Genomic DNA, 16346 nt, shown 5'->3' on the forward strand with positions numbered 1-16346 from the left:
GCGAGGTCACTTGACCGCGACCTGCGAGATGTCGAGGACTCCGGTCCAGTCGCTGATGACGACGTTCTTGATGTCCTTGCCGACGAGCCGCTTGTAGACGGGGTGGAAGAGCGGCACGTCGAGGGCCTGCTCGCCGATCTTCTTGTCGAGGGCGCCCCAGCGGGCGGCGGCGGCCTTGAGGTCGGTCAGCTTGTTGATCTCGTCGATCTCCTGGTTGACCGCCGGGTCGTTCAGCTGGGCGTGGTTGTAGTTGGAGCCGTTGGTGACGATCTGGCGGCCGTCGAAGATCGGCGCGAGGAACGGGCCGCCGGCCGGCCAGTCGGCACCCCAGCGGGAGAGGAAGAAGCCGGGCGCGTCCTTGACGCTCCAGCGCTTCTCGTTGAAGGAGTTGGGCTCCTGGCCGTCCAGCTTGACGGTGATGCCGGCCTTGGCGAGGGCCTCCTGGACGGCGGTGGCGACCTCGGGGCTGGTGGCGCGGTTCTGGGCGGTGGAGTGCAGCAGGGTGACGGTCAGGCCGTTCGGGTAGCCGGCCTCCTTCAGGACCTGCTTGGCCTTCTGCGGGTCGCCCGTCTTGCCGGCCGGGAAGTGGTCGTAGGGGGTGAAGCCGAAGGACTTCTGCTCGGGCAGGAAGGTGGTGGCGGCCTCGGCGAGGGCGGAGCCGCCGGCCGCGTTGACGACGCTGGTGCGGTTGATGGCGTAGGAGATCGCCTGGCGCACCTTCGGGTTGTCGAAGGGCTTCACCTTCGGGTTGAAGGCGAGGTAGTTGGTGTAGCCGAAGTGGCCGGTGCCGACGCGGGCCGCGAGCTCCTTGTCGGAGCCGACCTGGGCGAGCTCGGCCGGGCCGAGGTTGGTGTCGGTGGTGACGGCGGCGGCGTCGGCGCCCGCGGAGGTGGAGAGCCGCTGGTTGATGACGGCCTCGTCGAGGCCCGACTTGACGTCGATCGTGTCGGGGTAGGCCTTGCGCTCGGCGTCGGTCTCGGGGTCCCAGTGCGGGTTGCGGTCCAGGACGAGCCGCTGGCCGTCGTTCTCGTTCTTCACGACCTTGTACGGGCCGGAGGAGACCGGGTGCTGCTCGTACGTGGCGCCGGTGTCCTTGGCCCGGGGGACGGGGGCGAACTGGGTCTGGGTGGCGACGAAGGGGAACTCGCCCTCGGGCTTCTTCAGCTTGAAGACGATGGTCTTCGCGTCGGGGGTGACGATCGACGCGAGGCCCTTCCCCTTCTTCCCGTCGGCCGCGGCCTTGTAGGGGCCCTGGTAGGTGTCGCCGCCGACGAGCCAGTCACGCAGGTAGGGGGCGCCGCCGGAGAGCTCGGCCGCGAAGGAGCGCTCGATGCCGTACTTGATGTCGGCGCTGGTGATGGGCGTGCCGTCCTCGAACTTCAGCCCGTCCTTGAGGGTGTACGTCCACTCGGTGGCGTCCTTGTTGGGGCGGCCGGTGTCGGTGGCGAGGTCGGGGACGACCTCGGTGCCGGCGGCGCCCGCCTCGCGGTTGCGGGTGGTGAGGGTGCGGAAGACGAGCGAGGGGACGTTGCCGCCGCCGGAGGTGTAGAGGCGGGCGGGGTCGAAGTCCTCCTGCGCCTCGGCGTTCAGGACGGTGAGGGTGCCGCCCTTCTTCGGGCCGCCCTCGGCCTTGCCGGAGGTGCCCTTTCCACCGGCGTCCTGAGGTCCGGCGCAGGCGACGGCGCCCGTGGCCAGGACGAGACTGACGGCGGCCGCTGCCGCGCGGCGCGAGATGACGGACGGTTGACGCATGGGAAGGGAGCCTCTCGGAGTGAACTGCGGTGAACTGCGGGAAACGGCAAGGGACTTCCGCAGGCACGGCACAGCCGTCGAACCGAGAAGGGCTCGGGAGAGGGAGAACGCGCGCCTGCGTGCTGGGACGGCCCGGGCGCGGGAAAAGGGGACGGCGGTTCAAGAAGGCCGACGAGCGCGCGGGCTGCGTCAGCGACAGAGGATGTCGGCGACCGCGTGTCCGGTCACGCCGAAGAGCGCCAGCTCAAGGGCGGCGCGATCGGAAACGGCGTGGCGGGGCGACATGCCGAGAAATATGGACGAACGCCAGAACGATGTCAACGCGCCTGACCGTGATTATGAGACAGCTGTCTCACATGTCGGACGACCGGGGACCCGGCCGCCCCGATGCCCCATCAACTCCCGGGGTGCACCCACGGGTTGGGGCGGCACTTGATGTCGTCGATGTCCAGGGACTTCGTCTGCTGCTGCATCACCGGAGCGAGCGCACCCGGCGTGCTGCAGCTCACATGCCCGTGCCCCAGCCTGTGCCCGACCTCGTGGTTGATGAGCATCTGCCGGTAGGCGTGCATCGCCTTGGGGCCGAAGGTCACCGCCCCCTGCGCCCAGCGGAAGGCGTTGATCATCACGCGCTGGGTGGAGGCGGAGTCGCAGGACACGTTGTCGACGGTGGTGTCCAGGCCGGACTTCCCGCACCACTCGCCGGTGGTCCCCGGGCTGGCCAGGGTGATCACGAAGTCCGGCTCCCCGGTGGAGATCCGCTCGAAGGTCATCTCGCCGTCACCGGCCCAGCTGCGCCGGTCGTTGAGGGTCTTCTGCACGGCCCGCGCGAAGAGCCCCCCGTCCAGGGCGAGGCCCTTCTCGACATCGACCCGGTAGCGGATCTTGCGGCCCTTGCCGGGCGCCCGGTCGAAGCCGGGGACCGCGGCGAACTCCCCCGAGCCCTTCAGCTTCGGGTCGATCGGGAACTGCCGGGCCATCAGCTGCTCGTACGAGGGCGGCGCCGCCGGCACCGGCTTCACCGGCGTGTCGCCCGTCGCCGGCGTGTCCCGGTCGTCGGAGCGGGACGCCTGGTGCGCGGCGTCGGCCCGGTCCGTGGCGCCGTCGGCCGAACGGGACTGCGGCGTCCCGCCCTTCTCGCCCTCGGCGACCTGGCCGGCGACGACGAGGGCGAGGACGGTGGTGACGGCCGCCGCGGCGATGCCGGTGAGGGTGCGGCCGAGCCCTCCTGCCCGGACCGCCTTCCATGCGCGGGCCCGCGCGACGGGCTCGGCCTGCGGGGCCTGCTCCCGCGCGGGGGGCGTCTCCCGGCGCGGCGCGGGGATGAACGGGGCCGCGGGCGCGGCGGGCGGGTAGGGATAGCGGGCGGCCGGCGCGGCCTGCTCGTCGTGGACCGGGTGCCCGCCGCGTACGAAGGGGTCGGCGGCCGTGTCGTACGGGCCCTGGTGGCGGGGGGTGCCGTGCGTCGGCGTGTCGTACGCACCCGGCTGCCCCGCGCCCCGCCTGCGTCGCCCCGTCCCCGGCCCCGGACCCGCTGCCTCCTGCTGCCCGGTGTCGGCCACCGGCGCGGCGGGCCCCTTGCGACTATGTCGTCCCACGGTCCGGTTCAGCTCCCGCCCTCGGCCGACGCCGCTTCGCCGGCATCGGTGATCAGCTCCCGCACGGCGGCGGCGACCGTCTCCGGATACTCCATCATCGCCACGTGCCCGGCCTCCGGGAGCGTGAGCAGCCGCGAGCCGCGGAACGCCGCGGCGGCCTTGCGCGCCATCCGGTACGACACGAGCCGGTCGCGCCCGCCGTACACGAGCAGCGTCGGCGCGAGCACCCGCTCCGCCTGCCGCCACAGACCGTGCTGGCCGCCCAGCGTGTAGGCGTCGACGATGCCGCGCGAGGAGCGGGCCATCGCGTCCCAGAAGTACGGCAGCTCCAGGCGCCGCTCCATCTCCTCGACGGCGTGCCGCAGTCCCTCGTCGGTGACCTGGCCGGGGTCCCCGTAACAGAGCGACAGCACCCCGCGGACCCGCTGCTCCGCCGTCCACCCCTCGGTGAGGCGCGCGAAGAGCGGGGCGACGCCCGGCAGCGCGAGCAGCGCGGTCGGCCAGGCGGTCTTCTGGGCGCGCAGCTCGGGCAGCGCCGGGGAGATCAGCGTCAGGGTGCGCACCAGGTCCGGCCGGACCGCGGCGACCCGGGTGGCGACCGCGCCGCCCAGCGAGTTGCCGACCAGGTGCACGGGGCCCCGGCCGGCGGCGTCCAGGAGCCGGATGACGGCCCTGGCGTGTCCCGTCACGGAGTAGTTGCCGTCGTCCGGCGGCGGCGAGTCGCCGAAGCCGGGCAGATCGAGCGCCTCGCCGTCGACGAGGTCGGCGAGCAGCGGCATCAGCGCCGACCAGTTCTGCGAGGAGCCGCCGAGGCCGTGCACGTACAGCGCGGGCGGAAGGCCGGGCGTCGTGCCGGGCCGCGCGCGGACGGTCAGCGTCAGTCCGGGCAGGGCGACGGAGCGCAGCTCCTCGCCGTCGGCGACCCGGACGGCCCGCGACCGGGTCGCGGGCGATGCGGCGGTCCGGGTTTCCGGCAGCTCGGTCGAGGACATGGCAGCGATATTACGAGACGATCACGCCGGGACGCGTGTGGGTGGCGTCACAGGATCGGGTGCGGCGCGCCGGAGGACCTCCTACGCTCGGAGGGAGAGGGTCGTCAGGCAGGACCCGCCGGGCCCCGCGGACCCTCGTTCGCGCCGGAAGGAACCGCATGACCGCCGACCCGACCGAGCCGGACACATTCGCCGAGAAAGAGGACGTCGTGCTCGACGAGGAGATCCCGGAGGCCGACGCGGCCGAACAGCACGCCGAGCTCCAGCAGCGTGAGGACGAGCCGCTCCCCCATCTCGCGCACGAGTCGGCGGACGACGCCGACGCCGTGGAGCAGACCCGGGTGGTCACCCTCGACGAGGACGACTACCGCTGACGACGGCGACGGCGCGGAGAGCCGCGCGTCGCCCGTAACAGCATGTCCGGAGCCCGCCCGGAGGCGTTTTCGCGGGCAAGGTTCCGCTGTTCCGGTCGCTTCGATCGTGAATCCGCTCTCGCCCTGGGCGTCCGGTCCGTGAAATTCTGCGTTCGCACCGCGCACAGCCGGGTTACCCAAAAGTACGATGGCGACGCGACGCCAATGCGCGCATGGATCGATCTTTGGAGGCGGCGTGAGCGCCATCGAGCAGACAGAGGCAGCACGGCCTCGGGGCACGCGCCTTCCGCGCCGTGCCCGACGCAACCAGCTGCTCGGCGCGGCCCAGGAGGTGTTCGTCGCCCAGGGGTACCACTCGGCCGCCATGGACGACATCGCCGAGCGGGCCGGGGTCAGCAAGCCGGTGCTCTACCAGCACTTCCCGGGCAAGCTGGAGCTCTACCTCGCCCTCCTCGACCAGCACTGCGAGGCGCTGCTGGTGTCGGTCCGCACGGCCCTGGCGTCCACCTCGGACAACAAGCTGCGCGTGGCCGCCACCATGGACGCCTACTTCGCGTACGTGGAGGACGAGGGCGGCGCCTTCCGGCTCGTCTTCGAGTCCGACCTCACCAACGAGCCGGCCGTGCGCGAGCGCGTCGACCGGGTGAGCCTGCAGTGCGCCGAGGCGATCTCCGAGGTGATCGCCGAGGACACCGGCCTGGCGAAGGACGAGTCGATGCTGCTCGCCGTCGGCCTCGGCGGCGTCTCCCAGGTCGTCGCCCGCTACTGGCTCTCCAGCGAGTCCCCGGTCCCCCGCGACAAGGCCGTGACGCTGCTGACCTCGCTCGCCTGGCGGGGTATCGCGGGCTTCCCGCTGCACCCGGTGGACGGACAGCTGAGCGCCGAGGGGCACTGACCCGATCCGCCGACGCCGCGCCGTCTGTTCGCTCCTGGCGTGCGGCGGCTGCGCCGTACGCGTCCCCTCACCGGGCTAATGTGTGCAGCGTACGGCGCGGTATCCCGCGCACAGCCGACCGTTCGGAGGGACATAGCCGTGGAGGTCAAGATCGGCGTGCAGTACGCACCCCGGGAGATCGTTCTGGAGAGCGGGCAGTCCGCCGAGGACGTCGAGAGCGCGGTGGCCGACGCGCTGACCGGCAAGGCGCCGCTGCTCAGCCTGACGGACGAGAAGGGCCGCAAGGTCCTCGTGCCGGCCGACAAGATCGCGTACGTCGAGCTCGGTGAGCCCGAGGTCCGCCGGGTGGGCTTCGGCGCGCTCTGAGCACTGAGCGAACGACGGAAGGCCCGGTGGACCTGGTCCACCGGGCCTTCCGTATGCCCACGTCAGGGCGGAGGGGGAGGATTGTGTTCGGGGCCCGCCGGGTAGGACGGCTGTGACCGAACTGCCCGCCCCGCCCCGCACGCGAGGTGATCCGCCGTGTTCCTGGAAGCTCTCGGTTCCGCCCTGCTCGGCTTCGCCCTGGCCTGGGCCGCCGTGCTCCGGCTCCCCGACCGCCTCCCCGGACGGGCCGCCGTCCTCGTCACGGGCTCGCTCGGCGCCGTCTTCGGCGCCCTCGTGACCCACGGAGCCCTGGGCCCCGGCCACTTCCTCGCCACCCTGACCGGCGCGGTCGCGGTGGCGGCGGTGCTGCTCTCACTGCTCGTCCGCCCCGCCTCACGACGCCTGCGCCGATCAGCCGCGGCGGGCTGACCGGGACGCCCGCACGACCCGGGCCCCGGTCACGAACCGCCGCACCGGGCGCCGGGCGCCGCGAGCCCGGCACGATCCGAAGGACGGTATTAGGCCGCCAGGCCCAGTGCGGCCATCCGCTTGGTGTGCGCCTCGGTGATACGGGAGAACATCCGGCCGACCTCGGCGAGGTCGAAGCCCGCGGCCATCCCGTCCACGCCGCCGACCAGCATCGTCGACAGCGCGTCGCGCTCGGCGACCACACGCTGGGCCTGCGAGAGCGCCTCGCCCATCAGCCGGCGGGCCCACAGCGCGAGCCGGCCGCCGACGCGGGGGTCGGCGTCGATCGCGGCGCGCACCTTCTCCACGGCGAAGTTGCCGTGGCCGGTGTCGTCGAGCACGGACAGCACCAGGCCGCGGGTGTCGGAGTCGAGGCGGACCGCGACCTCGCGGTAGAAGTCGCTCGCGATCGAGTCGCCGACGTAGGCCTTGACCAGGCCCTCCAGCCAGTCCGACGGCGCGGTCAGACGGTGGAAGTCGTCGAGCGCCTTGGCGAACGGCTCCATCGCGGTGGTCGGCTCGGCGTCCACGGCGGCGAGCCGGTCGCGCAGCCGCTCGAAGTGGTGGAACTCGGCGGAGGCCATCTTCGCCAGCTCCGCCTTGTCCCCGAGGGTCGGCGCCAGCTTGGCGTCCTCGGCGAGCCGCTCGAAGGCGGCCAGCTCGCCGTAGGCGAGGGCGCCGAGCAGGTCGATCACGGCGGCGCGGTACTGCGGCACGGCGGAGGCCGTGGCCCAGTCCTGGGCGGCGATACCGGTGGGTGTGGCGTTGTCGGGCGTCTCCATGAACCGCACAATAGCCCGCTCCCGCACCCCTCCCCGGTGCTGGTCGGTGACTGTGACCGTGGCCTCGTCGGGAATTCTCCCAACACACATGCGCGATTCCGGGGTACAGTGGTAAGGCGCCTGCTGAGTATGCGGACATGCTTTCGCACGTTCGGACGTACTCCGTGGGCCGACTCATGAATGAGGATGCCCGGTCGGTGGCCCGATCGGCTCCGGCCCGACAGCCCTTCCGGCGCACCCGCCGAGGGGTTCCCTCAGCGGCACGACGCTCGAGCGACGGCAGTGGTCCCGCGCCACCCGGTCACGGCTTTCCCAGCCAGACCGGAAGTGATCCGGCGCGGTACGACCCCCAGCGTTCGCCTCGCGCCGCGTCTCACAGAAGAGGCAGTTCCCTGACTACGTTCCGAGACCTCGGGATTCTTCCCGAGACGGCCGAGGCCCTGGAAGCCGTCGGCATCGTTTCCCCCTTTCCGATCCAGGAGATGACCCTCCCGGTCGCCCTCTCGGGCACCGACGTCATCGGCCAGGCCAAGACCGGCACGGGCAAGACCCTCGGTTTCGGCCTCCCCATCCTGGAGCGCGTGACGGTCCCCGCGGACGTCGAGGCCGGCCGGGCGACGCCCGAGCAGCTGACCGAGGCCCCGCAGGCGCTCGTCGTCGTCCCCACCCGTGAGCTGTGCCAGCAGGTCACCAACGACCTGCTGACCGCCGGCAAGGTGCGCAACGTGCGCGTCCTCGCCATCTACGGCGGCCGTGCGTACGAGCCGCAGGTCGAGGCGCTGAAGAAGGGCGTCGACGTGATCGTCGGCACCCCCGGCCGCCTGCTCGACCTGGCCGGCCAGCGCAAGCTGGACCTCTCCCACGTCAAGTCCCTGGTCCTCGACGAGGCGGACGAGATGCTCGACCTGGGCTTCCTGCCCGACGTCGAGAAGATCATCAACATGCTTCCGGCGAAGCGCCAGACCATGCTGTTCTCGGCGACCATGCCGGGCGCCGTCATCAGCCTGGCCCGCCGCTACATGTCGAAGCCCACGCACATCCGCGCCACCGCGCCGGACGACACGGGCGCGACCCACAAGAACATCACGCAGCGCGTCTACCGCGCCCACTCCATGGACAAGCCGGAGATGGTCTCGCGCATCCTCCAGGCCCGTGGCCGCGGACTCGCGATGATCTTCTGCCGTACGAAGCGCACGGCGGCCGACATCGCCGAGCAGCTGGAGCGTCGCGGCTTCGCCTCCGGCGCGGTCCACGGCGACCTCGGCCAGGGCGCCCGCGAGCAGGCGCTGCGCGCCTTCCGCAACGGCAAGGTCGACGTGCTCGTCGCCACCGACGTGGCCGCCCGCGGCATCGACGTCGAGGGCGTCACGCACGTCATCAACTACCAGTCCCCCGAGGACGAGAAGACCTACCTCCACCGCATCGGCCGCACCGGCCGCGCGGGTGCGAGCGGTACGGCGATCACGCTGGTCGACTGGGACGACATCCCGCGCTGGCAGCTGATCAACAAGGCGCTCGAACTGGACTTCAACAACCCGGTCGAGACCTACTCCAGCTCCCCGCACCTCTACGCCGAGCTGGACATCCCCGAGGGCACCAAGGGCACCCTGCCGCGCGCCGAGCGGACCCGCGCCGGTCTCGACGCCGAGGTGCTCGAGGACCTGGGCGAGCCGGGCGGCCGTCGGGCCCGCGGCCCGCGCCAGGACAAGCCGGAGAAGACCGAGGAGCGCCCGGAGCGCACCCGGACCCCGCGTCAGCGCCGCCGCACCCGGGGTGGCTCCGAGGGCGGTTCCGTGGAGACGCCGGCGACGCCGGTCGAGTCCGCGGAGTCCACCGCTCCCGCCGAGGCCACCGCCTCCGCCGAGGCGACCACGCCGCGCACCCCGCGCCGCCGTCGCCGCACCCGCGCCACGGGCCAGACGGGCGTGCCGGTCGCCGGTGCGGCCCAGGCCCCGCAGGCCCAGGCCGCCGAGCCGAAGGCCGAGGCCGCCGAGGCCCCGGCCGTCGCGCCGAAGACCGAGCCGCGCGCCGCCGAGGCCCGCACGGTCGAGGCCCCGGTCGCCGAGGTCCGCACCGCCGAGGTTCCGGTCGCCAAGGCCCCGGTCGCCGAGGCCCCCGCCGCCGCCCAGGCCCCCGCCGCGTCCGCTCCGGTCGCCGCGTTCCGGTCCGCCGAGGCTCCGGCCGAGGCGAAGCCGCGTCGTCGCCGTGGCCGTGGCGGGCGTCCCGAGAGCGCCGCTCCGGTGGCCGCCGCCGCTCCGGCCGAGGCTCAGGCCACGGCGCCGCGCCGGCGTCGGGTCCGGCCGCGTCCGGCCGAGGACTCGGTGACGTTCCAGACGGTCGAGACGGCCGCCGCGGCGCTCGCCGCCGACCGGCGTACCGCCACCGTCCCGGCCCAGACGGCCCAGCCGGTCGAGGCGCCCAAGGCCCCGGTCGCCGAGGAGTCCAAGGCGCCCCGGCGCCGGGTGACCCGCAAGGCCACCGCCTCGGCGCAGACCCCGGTCCCGGCGCAGGCCGCCGAGCCCGTCGTCACGGCTCCCGTGGCCCAGGCCGCCGAGCCGGTCGCCGTCGCCCCGGTCGCCGTCGCCCCGGTGGCGGAGGCCGCCGTGCCGGCGCAGACCTCCCCGGCTCCCCGGGCGCGGCGCCGTGCCACCCGGCCGGCCACCAGCCCGGGCGCCGTGGTCGCCGAGGCCCCCGCGGCCCCGGAGGCCCCCGTGGCGCCCGCGCCGGTCGAGGAGGCGGCTCCCCGGCCGCGTCGTCGGGCGACCCGTAAGGCGTCCAGCCCGGTCATCTCCACCCCGGCGGCCGAGGCCGTCGTGGTGATCGAGGCCGCGAAGGCCCCCGTCGTCGAGGCCGCGGTCGTCGAGACCCCGGCCGTCGAGACCGCCGAGGCCCCGAAGGCCCCGCGCAAGCGGGCCGTCAAGAAGGCCGTCGCCGAGACCCCGGCCGTGGAGACCGAGGCCCCGAAGGCCCCGCGCAAGCGGGCCGCCAAGAAGGTCGCCGAGCCGGTCGCCGCCGTCGAGACCCCGGTGGCCGAGGCCGTCGAGGCGCCGAAGGCCCCGCGCAAGCGGGCCGTCAAGAAGGCCGTCGAGCCGGTCGCCGCCTTCGAGACCCCGGCCGTCGAGGCCGAGGCCCCGAAGGCCCCGCGCAAGCGGGCCGCCAAGAAGGCCGTCGCCGCCGTGGCGCCGGACGCCTCGGAACCGAAGACGCCCACCCGTCGGCGTACGACGAAGAAGGCGGCCGAGGCTCCGGCCGAGACCGCCGAGGCCCCGAAGGCGCCGCGCAAGCGGGCCGTCAAGAAGGCCGTCGCCGAGCCGGAGGCGTAAGCGCGCAGCCGTCACCGCGGCCCGGTCCCTCGTCGAGGGGCCGGGCCGCGGTGCGTTCGCGTCCGGTTACAGTCCCTGTATGAGCAAGCCCCGGTCCCTGGCGCTGCCGCCCCGTACCCGTGCCTACCGTCTGCTGACCGCGCGCGGCTCCTTCGCCGTCCTCGACACGGCCCCCGAGGGCGCCCCGCGCGGCACCGCGCTGCTGCTGCCCGGCTTCACGGGCAGCAAGGAGGACTTCCTGGCCCTCCTCGGCCCGCTGAGCGAGGCCGGGTACCGCGTGGTGGCCGTCGACGGGCGCGGGCAGCACGAGACGCCGGGTCCGCGCGGCCGGGCCGCGTACCGGCGGAAGGCCCTGGCGCTGGACGTGGTGGCGCAGGCGGCGGTGCTGGGCGACGGGCCGGTGCATCTGCTCGGGCACTCGTTCGGCGGTCTGGTGGCCCGTGCGGCCGCGCAGCTCGCGCCGGACGCGTTCCGCTCGCTGACCCTGCTGTCCTCGGGGCCGGGCCGGGTCGCGCGCTCCCAGCGGGTGCGGGTCCGGGCGCTGCGCACGGCGCTCGCGCTGCTGTCGAAGGAGCGGGTGTGGCAGGCGACGCGCTGGCTGGACAGCCGGGGCGAGGAGCCGGGCGCGTCGGATCCGCCGGAGATCGTGGGCTTCCTGCGCCGGCGCTGGATGCGCACCCGGATCGCCCAGCTGGCGGGCGCCGGGCGGCTGCTGCTCGGCGATCCGGACGGCACGGCCGGGCTCGCGGCACTGCCGTTGCCGCTGCACCTCGCGTACGGCGACGAGGAGACGGTCTGGCCGGTGCCGGAGCTGGCCGCGGCGGCGGCCCGCACCGGCGCGCACCACACGGTGGTGGCGGGCGCGGGCCACTCCCCCAACGTGTCGCACCCGCAGGAGCTCGCGGACCGGCTCACCGCGTTCTGGGACCGGGCCGCGCAGCTCAGTACTGGGTCTGCAGGTGCTGCCAGAAGCCGTCGCGGAGCGCGCGGCGCAGTGCGGCGTGGCCCCGCAGCGAACGGCTGAGCAACCGTTCCGCCTCGACCAGGAGCTCCTGGTCGACGGGGCCCGGCAGATAGGGGCGCCCGGGCAGGAGTTCGGCGAGGTGGTCGCGGCCGCGTTCGGCGAGCCAGGTGGCGGCGATCTGGGCGCCGATGAAGCGCACCTCGTCGCGTGAGGGCGGCGGCTCGCCCTCGTTCTCGTACATGGTGACGGGCTTGCGGGTGACGTAGGGGCGGCAGAAGTCCAGCTCGAAGGTGCGCTGGCTGTCGACCTCCCAGAGCAGTGCCTCGGCCTGGTTGCGGCCCTCGGCGGCCTCGATGCCCCACAGGTGGACGCGGGCGCCGTAGCCCTGGGCGGCCTCGACGGCGGAGACCAGGTCCTCGTCGCCGCCGACGAGGGCGGCGTCGCTGATGGCGCGGTGGCGGGCGAGGGACTCCAGGTCGGAGCGGATGAGGGAGTCGACGCCCTTCTGCTGGTTGTTCGCGTTGAGGTTGCCGAGGCGGACCTTGACGTCGGGGAGCTCGGCGATGGACTGCTGCTCGGGGGTGTGGATACGGCGCCGGGCACCGTCGTACCAGTAGACGCGCAGCAGCCGGCTGTCCGCGAAGATCGTGCGGGCGGTGTCGATGAAGGCGTCGATCAGGCCCTCGGCGTCGAGGTCGAAGGAGCGCCGGTCCTCGGTGCCCGCGACCAGCAATCCGGCCGAAGCATAGACGTAACCCGCGTCGACGAAGATGGCATGGGTCGAGGGCGTCTTCGCCACCTCGACCAGCATCCGCCGCAGGAGTTCGTTGGTGCGCTCCAGACGGGCTTCGAGCGCGTCCGTCCGGTCCGTCCCGGCCTTCCCCACCGGCACGTAGTTAGTCATCCGAAAAATTTCCTTAGCGTAGGGAATGTTTGCAGGATGCACGTCGTTGTACAGGTACGTAAGACAGTTCTCCTCCAGGAGGAACACCTCAGACGAAGGGAGAAGCCCGTGCGCTTCGAAATCCTGCGACTCGACGACATCGACGGTACGCCCGTCGACCGGACCGTCGTGGACGCCGCCTCCGTCAACCGGATCGTGCAGCAGGCCGCCGCAATCGGTCAGCGCATCTGGATCCGCCCGGCCGAGACCTCGGCCTCGTAACCCGTAGAGCGCACCGCGCCCCCGCATGGACTCCGCAGAGCGGAATCCATACGGGGGCGCAGTGGTGTCCGGGGGGTGTCAGGCGCCCTGGATGACCTGGGTGACGCCGTTGATGATCTGCTGCACGGCGATGGCCGAGAGCATCATGCCGGCGAGCCGGGTGACGAGGACCACACCGCCGTCCTTGATGACCCGGATGATCAGCAGCGAGTAGCGCATGGTCAGCCAGAGCACGACGTGCATCGCGGCGATGGCGGTCCAGACGGAGACCTGGGAGGCCACGCTGTCGGCGTGCTGCACCGCGAGGATGACCGACACGATGGCGCCGGGCCCGGCGAGCAGCGGCATGCCCAGCGGTACGAGCGCGACGTTGACGTCCTTGGTCTGCTTGGGCTCGTCGGTCTTGCCGGTGAGCAGGTCGAGCGCGATCAGCAGCAGGAGCAGACCGCCCGCGATCATCAGCGCGGGGACCGAGACGTGCAGGTAGGCCAGGATCTGCTGGCCGAGGATGCCGAAGACGGTGATGACACCGAAGGCGACGGCCACGGCCTGCCAGGCCATGCGGCGCTGGACCTTGGCTGCGCGGCCGGAGGTGAGGGCGAGGAAGATCGGGGTGATCCCGGGGGGATCCATGATCACAAAAAGGGTGAGGAAGAGCGAGCCGAAGACGGCGACGTCGAACACGGTGATGGGCCTTGCGGGAAAGGGGCGTACAAGAACATCCGGAACCGGCGGTTCCGGAGAGAGGGCAGGGTGCTGCCCCACGGGGGCCGGGGCCCCGGGAAGGAAAGGCCGGACCCGGACACGGGCCGGACCGGGGACGGCCGGACCCGGGAGGGCCGGAAGGAGCCGGGCCCGGGAGGATCCGGGGCCGGGAAGGGGCTAGGAGACGCCCAGGGCGGGTCCGCCCGCGCCCGGGACCGGGAACGCGCCCGTGGCCCGGCGGGTGATCTCGCCGTAGATCTCGGGGTCCGTCGTACAGTCCCCGAGGCCGCAGGTCTTGCGGCTGCCGTGGTAGTCGCTGGAGCCGGTGGTCAGCAGACCGAGCTCGCCCGCCAGACCGCGCAGCCGGGCCCGGGTGGGCAGGTCGTGGTCCATGTGGTCGACCTCGATGCCGTCGAGACCCGCCTCGGCGAGCATGGCGATCGCGGACTCGGGCACGCACTCGCCGCGCTTGACCGCCAGCGGGTGGGCGAAGACCGTGACACCGCCGGCCGCCTTGACCAGACGGATCGCCTCGACCGGGTCCAGCTCGTGCTTCTCGACGTGGGCCCGGCCGCCGTCGGCCAGCCAGTCGAGCGTGAAGGCGCCGGAGACGTCCGGCACGACCCCGAGCTCGACCAGCGCCTCGGCGACGTGCGGGCGGCCCACGGAACCGTCGCCCGCGATCCGGGCGACCTGCTCCCAGGTGACGGGGACGCCGAGCTCGCGCAGCTTGCCGACCATCGCCCGCGCCCGCGGCACCCGGTCGTCGCGCACCAGCTCGCGCTCGGCGGCGAAGGCGGGCTCCTCGGGGTCGAAGAGGTAGGCCAGCATGTGCAGGCTCACGCCGTCGAGCCGGCAGGACAGCTCGGCTCCGGTGACCAGGGTCAGCCCCTCGGGCGCCGCGGCGATCGCCTCGGCGTGGCCGCGGGTGGTGTCGTGGTCGGTCAGCGCGACCACGTCGAGCCCCGCGGCGGCGGCGTTGCGCACCAGCTCGGCCGGGGCATCCGTACCGTCCGAAGCCGTGGAGTGGGTGTGCAGATCGATGCGCACGACGCGTGACTCCAGGGGCTCGGGGCGGACTGAGGCAACGCTCAAGGATAACGGGCGAATCGAACACTTCCGTACGGAGTCGGAAAAGCGCTCGCCCCTTACGTGAGCAGCCTCGGTGTGAGCGCCCCGCACGGCAGCAGGTCGACCTCCGAGCCCGCGTCCCGCAGGTCGGTCAGGACCAGCTCGTCGTACATGAGGAGCCCGGACTGCTCGGGCCACACGATGGCCCACAGCCACAGTCCGCGCGCCTCGCCCGCGAAGACCGCGCGGTCGTGCGGGGCGCCGGTGACGTGCCAGAGCGGGGTCGGGCGGCCGGCGGCGAGCACCTTGACCTGGGGCGGCTTGTCGATCGCCATCCCGGGTCCGGGATCGGGCCCGTCGATGCCCGCGTACCGGGCGCCGAGTCCGACGCCGAGCTCCTCGGCGACGAGGAGCAGCTCCCCGATGCCGCCGAGCGGACCGGGGCCGGAACAGGCGACGGCGGTCGCGCGTCCGCCGCTGCGGTCGTCACCGGCGTACGCGACCCCGGTGAACAGCCATCCGACGGGCAGGGGCCACGGCATCCAGACCGGCACGTGGGCCCGGTGCACCACGACACCGAGGGCCTCGACGCTGGGCGGGATCACGGGCTGCAGCGGGTGCACCGAGCCATGCACGTCGCACTGCCAGGAGTCGGCAAAGAGACCGGGCGCCCTGACCCGGCCACCGCACTTCGGGCAACTGGGTTCGCCCCTCATAGGGCTCAACGGTCCTACCACCGGAGCCCCGCGTCAAGGACGATCACCGACGATCACCCGTCCGGCCCGGGGGCTTCACCCGGGATCGTCGATACGGGGACGACCGGATCACCGGAACGGGGGCTGGACCGGATCGCCGGTACGCGGTCCGGGTCCGGTCCGGGCCCCCTCCCCCGGTCAGTCCAGCGTCACCGACCTGCGCAGCGGATCGCGCAGGTCCGTGCCGTTCGCCAGCCAGCGTTCCTCCAGGGCCTGTGCCCCGTGCACCCGCTTCCACGCCGCCTCGTTGGAGGTCATCGGCAGCAACGGCAGGAAACGCACCGGGTCCAGGGGCTCGTCGAGGTCCAGGTCCTCGACGAGGCCGCCCGACTCGGCGACCAGCACCGAGCTGAACGGGGCGCCCGGCCACAGCGGCTCCCCCACGTCGAGCGAGGCGCCGGGGGCCACGACCACGCCCTCGACCTGCGGGGTGGCGGCCAGCACCGCGAGCGGGCGCAGCACCTTGTCGGTGTCGGCGAGCCCGTTGCGCACCGAGAGGACCAGCTCGGCGCGCGGCCCCTTCACCGGGTCGGCGAGCACGGCCGTCGGGTCGGCCATCGGCCGGTCGGACATGCCGAGCGTGGCGTAGCGCACCAGGCCCGCGTCGGCGTCGACGAAGCGCAGGACCTCGATGCGGTCGGTGCCGAGAAAGGTGACCGCGGCCCGCGCGTCCGGCTCGCCGAGAGCCGTGCGGAGCCGGGCCTCGACCAGCGCAAGAATTTCTCCCATGCGGCGAGCATAAAGCGCGTATGGAACGGGCAAAGTAAGGGATTGACCCTCTGTCGGCTGATAGTCTTGGCCACTGGTCGGGACTCCCGACTGCTCGTCACACGTCATCCCTCACGAGGGACCGGCAGGAGGAGGTGGGACTGCGGTGGATCGAAGTCGATCGGGCAGTACCAAGCGCTCTTCCGCCCCGCACCCCAGCCCGGTGCGTATCTCCCTCCGGTGACGCGGGCCCCGTTCGGGCCCCTCCTCTCCGGCATCTCGCACGACGGAAGAGCACGTCTCTCTTTGCCTGTCTGTAGCGAACGCCGTCATCGCGATCCTTCGGTGCCGCCCGCTTTGTGGACGACGTACCACCACGTCCCCATTCCGGGCTGCGCCACGCTCGCCGACGGCCTCTCCGTGAAGGA

At 73.1% G+C, this 16346-nt stretch carries 17 protein-coding genes; 7 read left to right on the plus strand and 10 right to left on the minus strand.

Features of this window, described 5'->3' with window-relative positions; translation table 11 throughout:
• Positions 1-6: 6 nt before the first annotated feature.
• The 4 genes from ACZ3ZE_RS24190 to ACZ3ZE_RS24205 form a co-directional block, all read right to left on the minus strand.
• Entirely contained in the window at positions 7-1752 is a 1746-nt protein-coding gene (locus ACZ3ZE_RS24190; RefSeq protein WP_361166701.1) for an ABC transporter substrate-binding protein, read from the minus strand.
• Between the two features lie 189 nt (positions 1753-1941).
• Positions 1942-2037, minus strand: coding sequence for an Ms4533A family Cys-rich leader peptide (locus tag ACZ3ZE_RS24195; protein ID WP_329423803.1), 96 nt, complete (start codon positions 2035-2037; stop codon positions 1942-1944).
• Positions 2038-2147: 110 nt separating this feature from the next.
• Positions 2148-3350: a DUF3152 domain-containing protein gene (locus ACZ3ZE_RS24200; RefSeq protein WP_467260645.1), complete on the minus strand. Its 1203-nt coding sequence runs from the start codon at positions 3348-3350 to the stop codon at positions 2148-2150.
• Positions 3351-3358: 8 nt separating this feature from the next.
• Positions 3359-4342, minus strand: coding sequence for an alpha/beta fold hydrolase (locus tag ACZ3ZE_RS24205; protein WP_361166695.1), 984 nt, complete (start codon positions 4340-4342; stop codon positions 3359-3361).
• 158 nt (positions 4343-4500) lie between these two features.
• Between ACZ3ZE_RS24205 and ACZ3ZE_RS24210 the strand changes: the two genes are divergently transcribed.
• The 4 genes from ACZ3ZE_RS24210 (at position 4501) to ACZ3ZE_RS24225 (ending at position 6406) form a co-directional block, all read left to right on the plus strand.
• Positions 4501-4716, plus strand: coding sequence for a hypothetical protein (locus ACZ3ZE_RS24210; RefSeq protein WP_361166692.1), 216 nt, complete (start codon positions 4501-4503; stop codon positions 4714-4716).
• 235 nt (positions 4717-4951) lie between these two features.
• Positions 4952-5611, plus strand: a complete 660-nt coding sequence (locus tag ACZ3ZE_RS24215; protein ID WP_361166689.1) for a TetR/AcrR family transcriptional regulator — start codon at positions 4952-4954, stop codon at positions 5609-5611.
• Positions 5612-5749: 138 nt separating this feature from the next.
• A complete protein-coding gene (locus ACZ3ZE_RS24220; protein WP_361166686.1) occupies positions 5750-5977 on the plus strand; it encodes a DUF3107 domain-containing protein in 228 nt (75 codons plus the stop codon).
• A gap of 156 nt (positions 5978-6133) precedes the next feature.
• Positions 6134-6406, plus strand: coding sequence for a hypothetical protein (locus ACZ3ZE_RS24225; protein WP_361166683.1), 273 nt, complete (start codon positions 6134-6136; stop codon positions 6404-6406).
• A gap of 89 nt (positions 6407-6495) precedes the next feature.
• On the opposite strand, the gene ACZ3ZE_RS24230 is transcribed toward ACZ3ZE_RS24225, so the two are convergent.
• Positions 6496-7227, minus strand: coding sequence for a ferritin-like fold-containing protein (locus tag ACZ3ZE_RS24230; RefSeq protein WP_361166681.1), 732 nt, complete (start codon positions 7225-7227; stop codon positions 6496-6498).
• A 482-nt stretch (positions 7228-7709) separates the two neighbouring features.
• Between ACZ3ZE_RS24230 and ACZ3ZE_RS24235 the strand changes: the two genes are divergently transcribed.
• The gene (locus ACZ3ZE_RS24235) at positions 7710-10550 is read left to right on the plus strand and encodes a DEAD/DEAH box helicase (protein ID WP_467260648.1); all 2841 of its coding nucleotides are present in this window, start codon (positions 7710-7712) and stop codon (positions 10548-10550) included.
• Between the two features lie 79 nt (positions 10551-10629).
• The gene (locus tag ACZ3ZE_RS24240; protein ID WP_361166675.1) at positions 10630-11574 is read left to right on the plus strand and encodes an alpha/beta fold hydrolase; all 945 of its coding nucleotides are present in this window, start codon (positions 10630-10632) and stop codon (positions 11572-11574) included.
• Here ACZ3ZE_RS24240 and ACZ3ZE_RS24245 read toward each other — a convergent pair.
• The gene (locus ACZ3ZE_RS24245) at positions 11492-12418 is read right to left on the minus strand and encodes an NYN domain-containing protein (protein ID WP_361166672.1); all 927 of its coding nucleotides are present in this window, start codon (positions 12416-12418) and stop codon (positions 11492-11494) included. The two genes, ACZ3ZE_RS24240 and ACZ3ZE_RS24245, sit on opposite strands and share 83 nt — an antisense overlap.
• A gap of 108 nt (positions 12419-12526) precedes the next feature.
• On the opposite strand from ACZ3ZE_RS24245, the gene ACZ3ZE_RS24250 reads away from it, so the two are divergent.
• Positions 12527-12679: a hypothetical protein gene (locus tag ACZ3ZE_RS24250; protein WP_086823662.1), complete on the plus strand. Its 153-nt coding sequence runs from the start codon at positions 12527-12529 to the stop codon at positions 12677-12679.
• A 78-nt stretch (positions 12680-12757) separates the two neighbouring features.
• Here the strand turns inward: ACZ3ZE_RS24250 and ACZ3ZE_RS24255 are convergent, their stop codons facing one another.
• The 4 genes from ACZ3ZE_RS24255 to ACZ3ZE_RS24270 form a co-directional block, all read right to left on the minus strand.
• Positions 12758-13363, minus strand: a complete 606-nt coding sequence (locus tag ACZ3ZE_RS24255; RefSeq protein WP_132913750.1) for a MarC family protein — start codon at positions 13361-13363, stop codon at positions 12758-12760.
• A gap of 198 nt (positions 13364-13561) precedes the next feature.
• The gene (locus ACZ3ZE_RS24260) at positions 13562-14434 is read right to left on the minus strand and encodes a PHP domain-containing protein (protein WP_467260651.1); all 873 of its coding nucleotides are present in this window, start codon (positions 14432-14434) and stop codon (positions 13562-13564) included.
• A gap of 98 nt (positions 14435-14532) precedes the next feature.
• Positions 14533-15171: a DUF6758 family protein gene (locus ACZ3ZE_RS24265; RefSeq protein ID WP_361166665.1), complete on the minus strand. Its 639-nt coding sequence runs from the start codon at positions 15169-15171 to the stop codon at positions 14533-14535.
• Between the two features lie 177 nt (positions 15172-15348).
• Entirely contained in the window at positions 15349-15939 is a 591-nt protein-coding gene (locus tag ACZ3ZE_RS24270) for a suppressor of fused domain protein (protein ID WP_361166662.1), read from the minus strand.
• Positions 15940-16346 lie beyond the last annotated feature (407 nt).

The organism is Streptomyces sp. NPDC023157 (assembly GCF_055560575.1).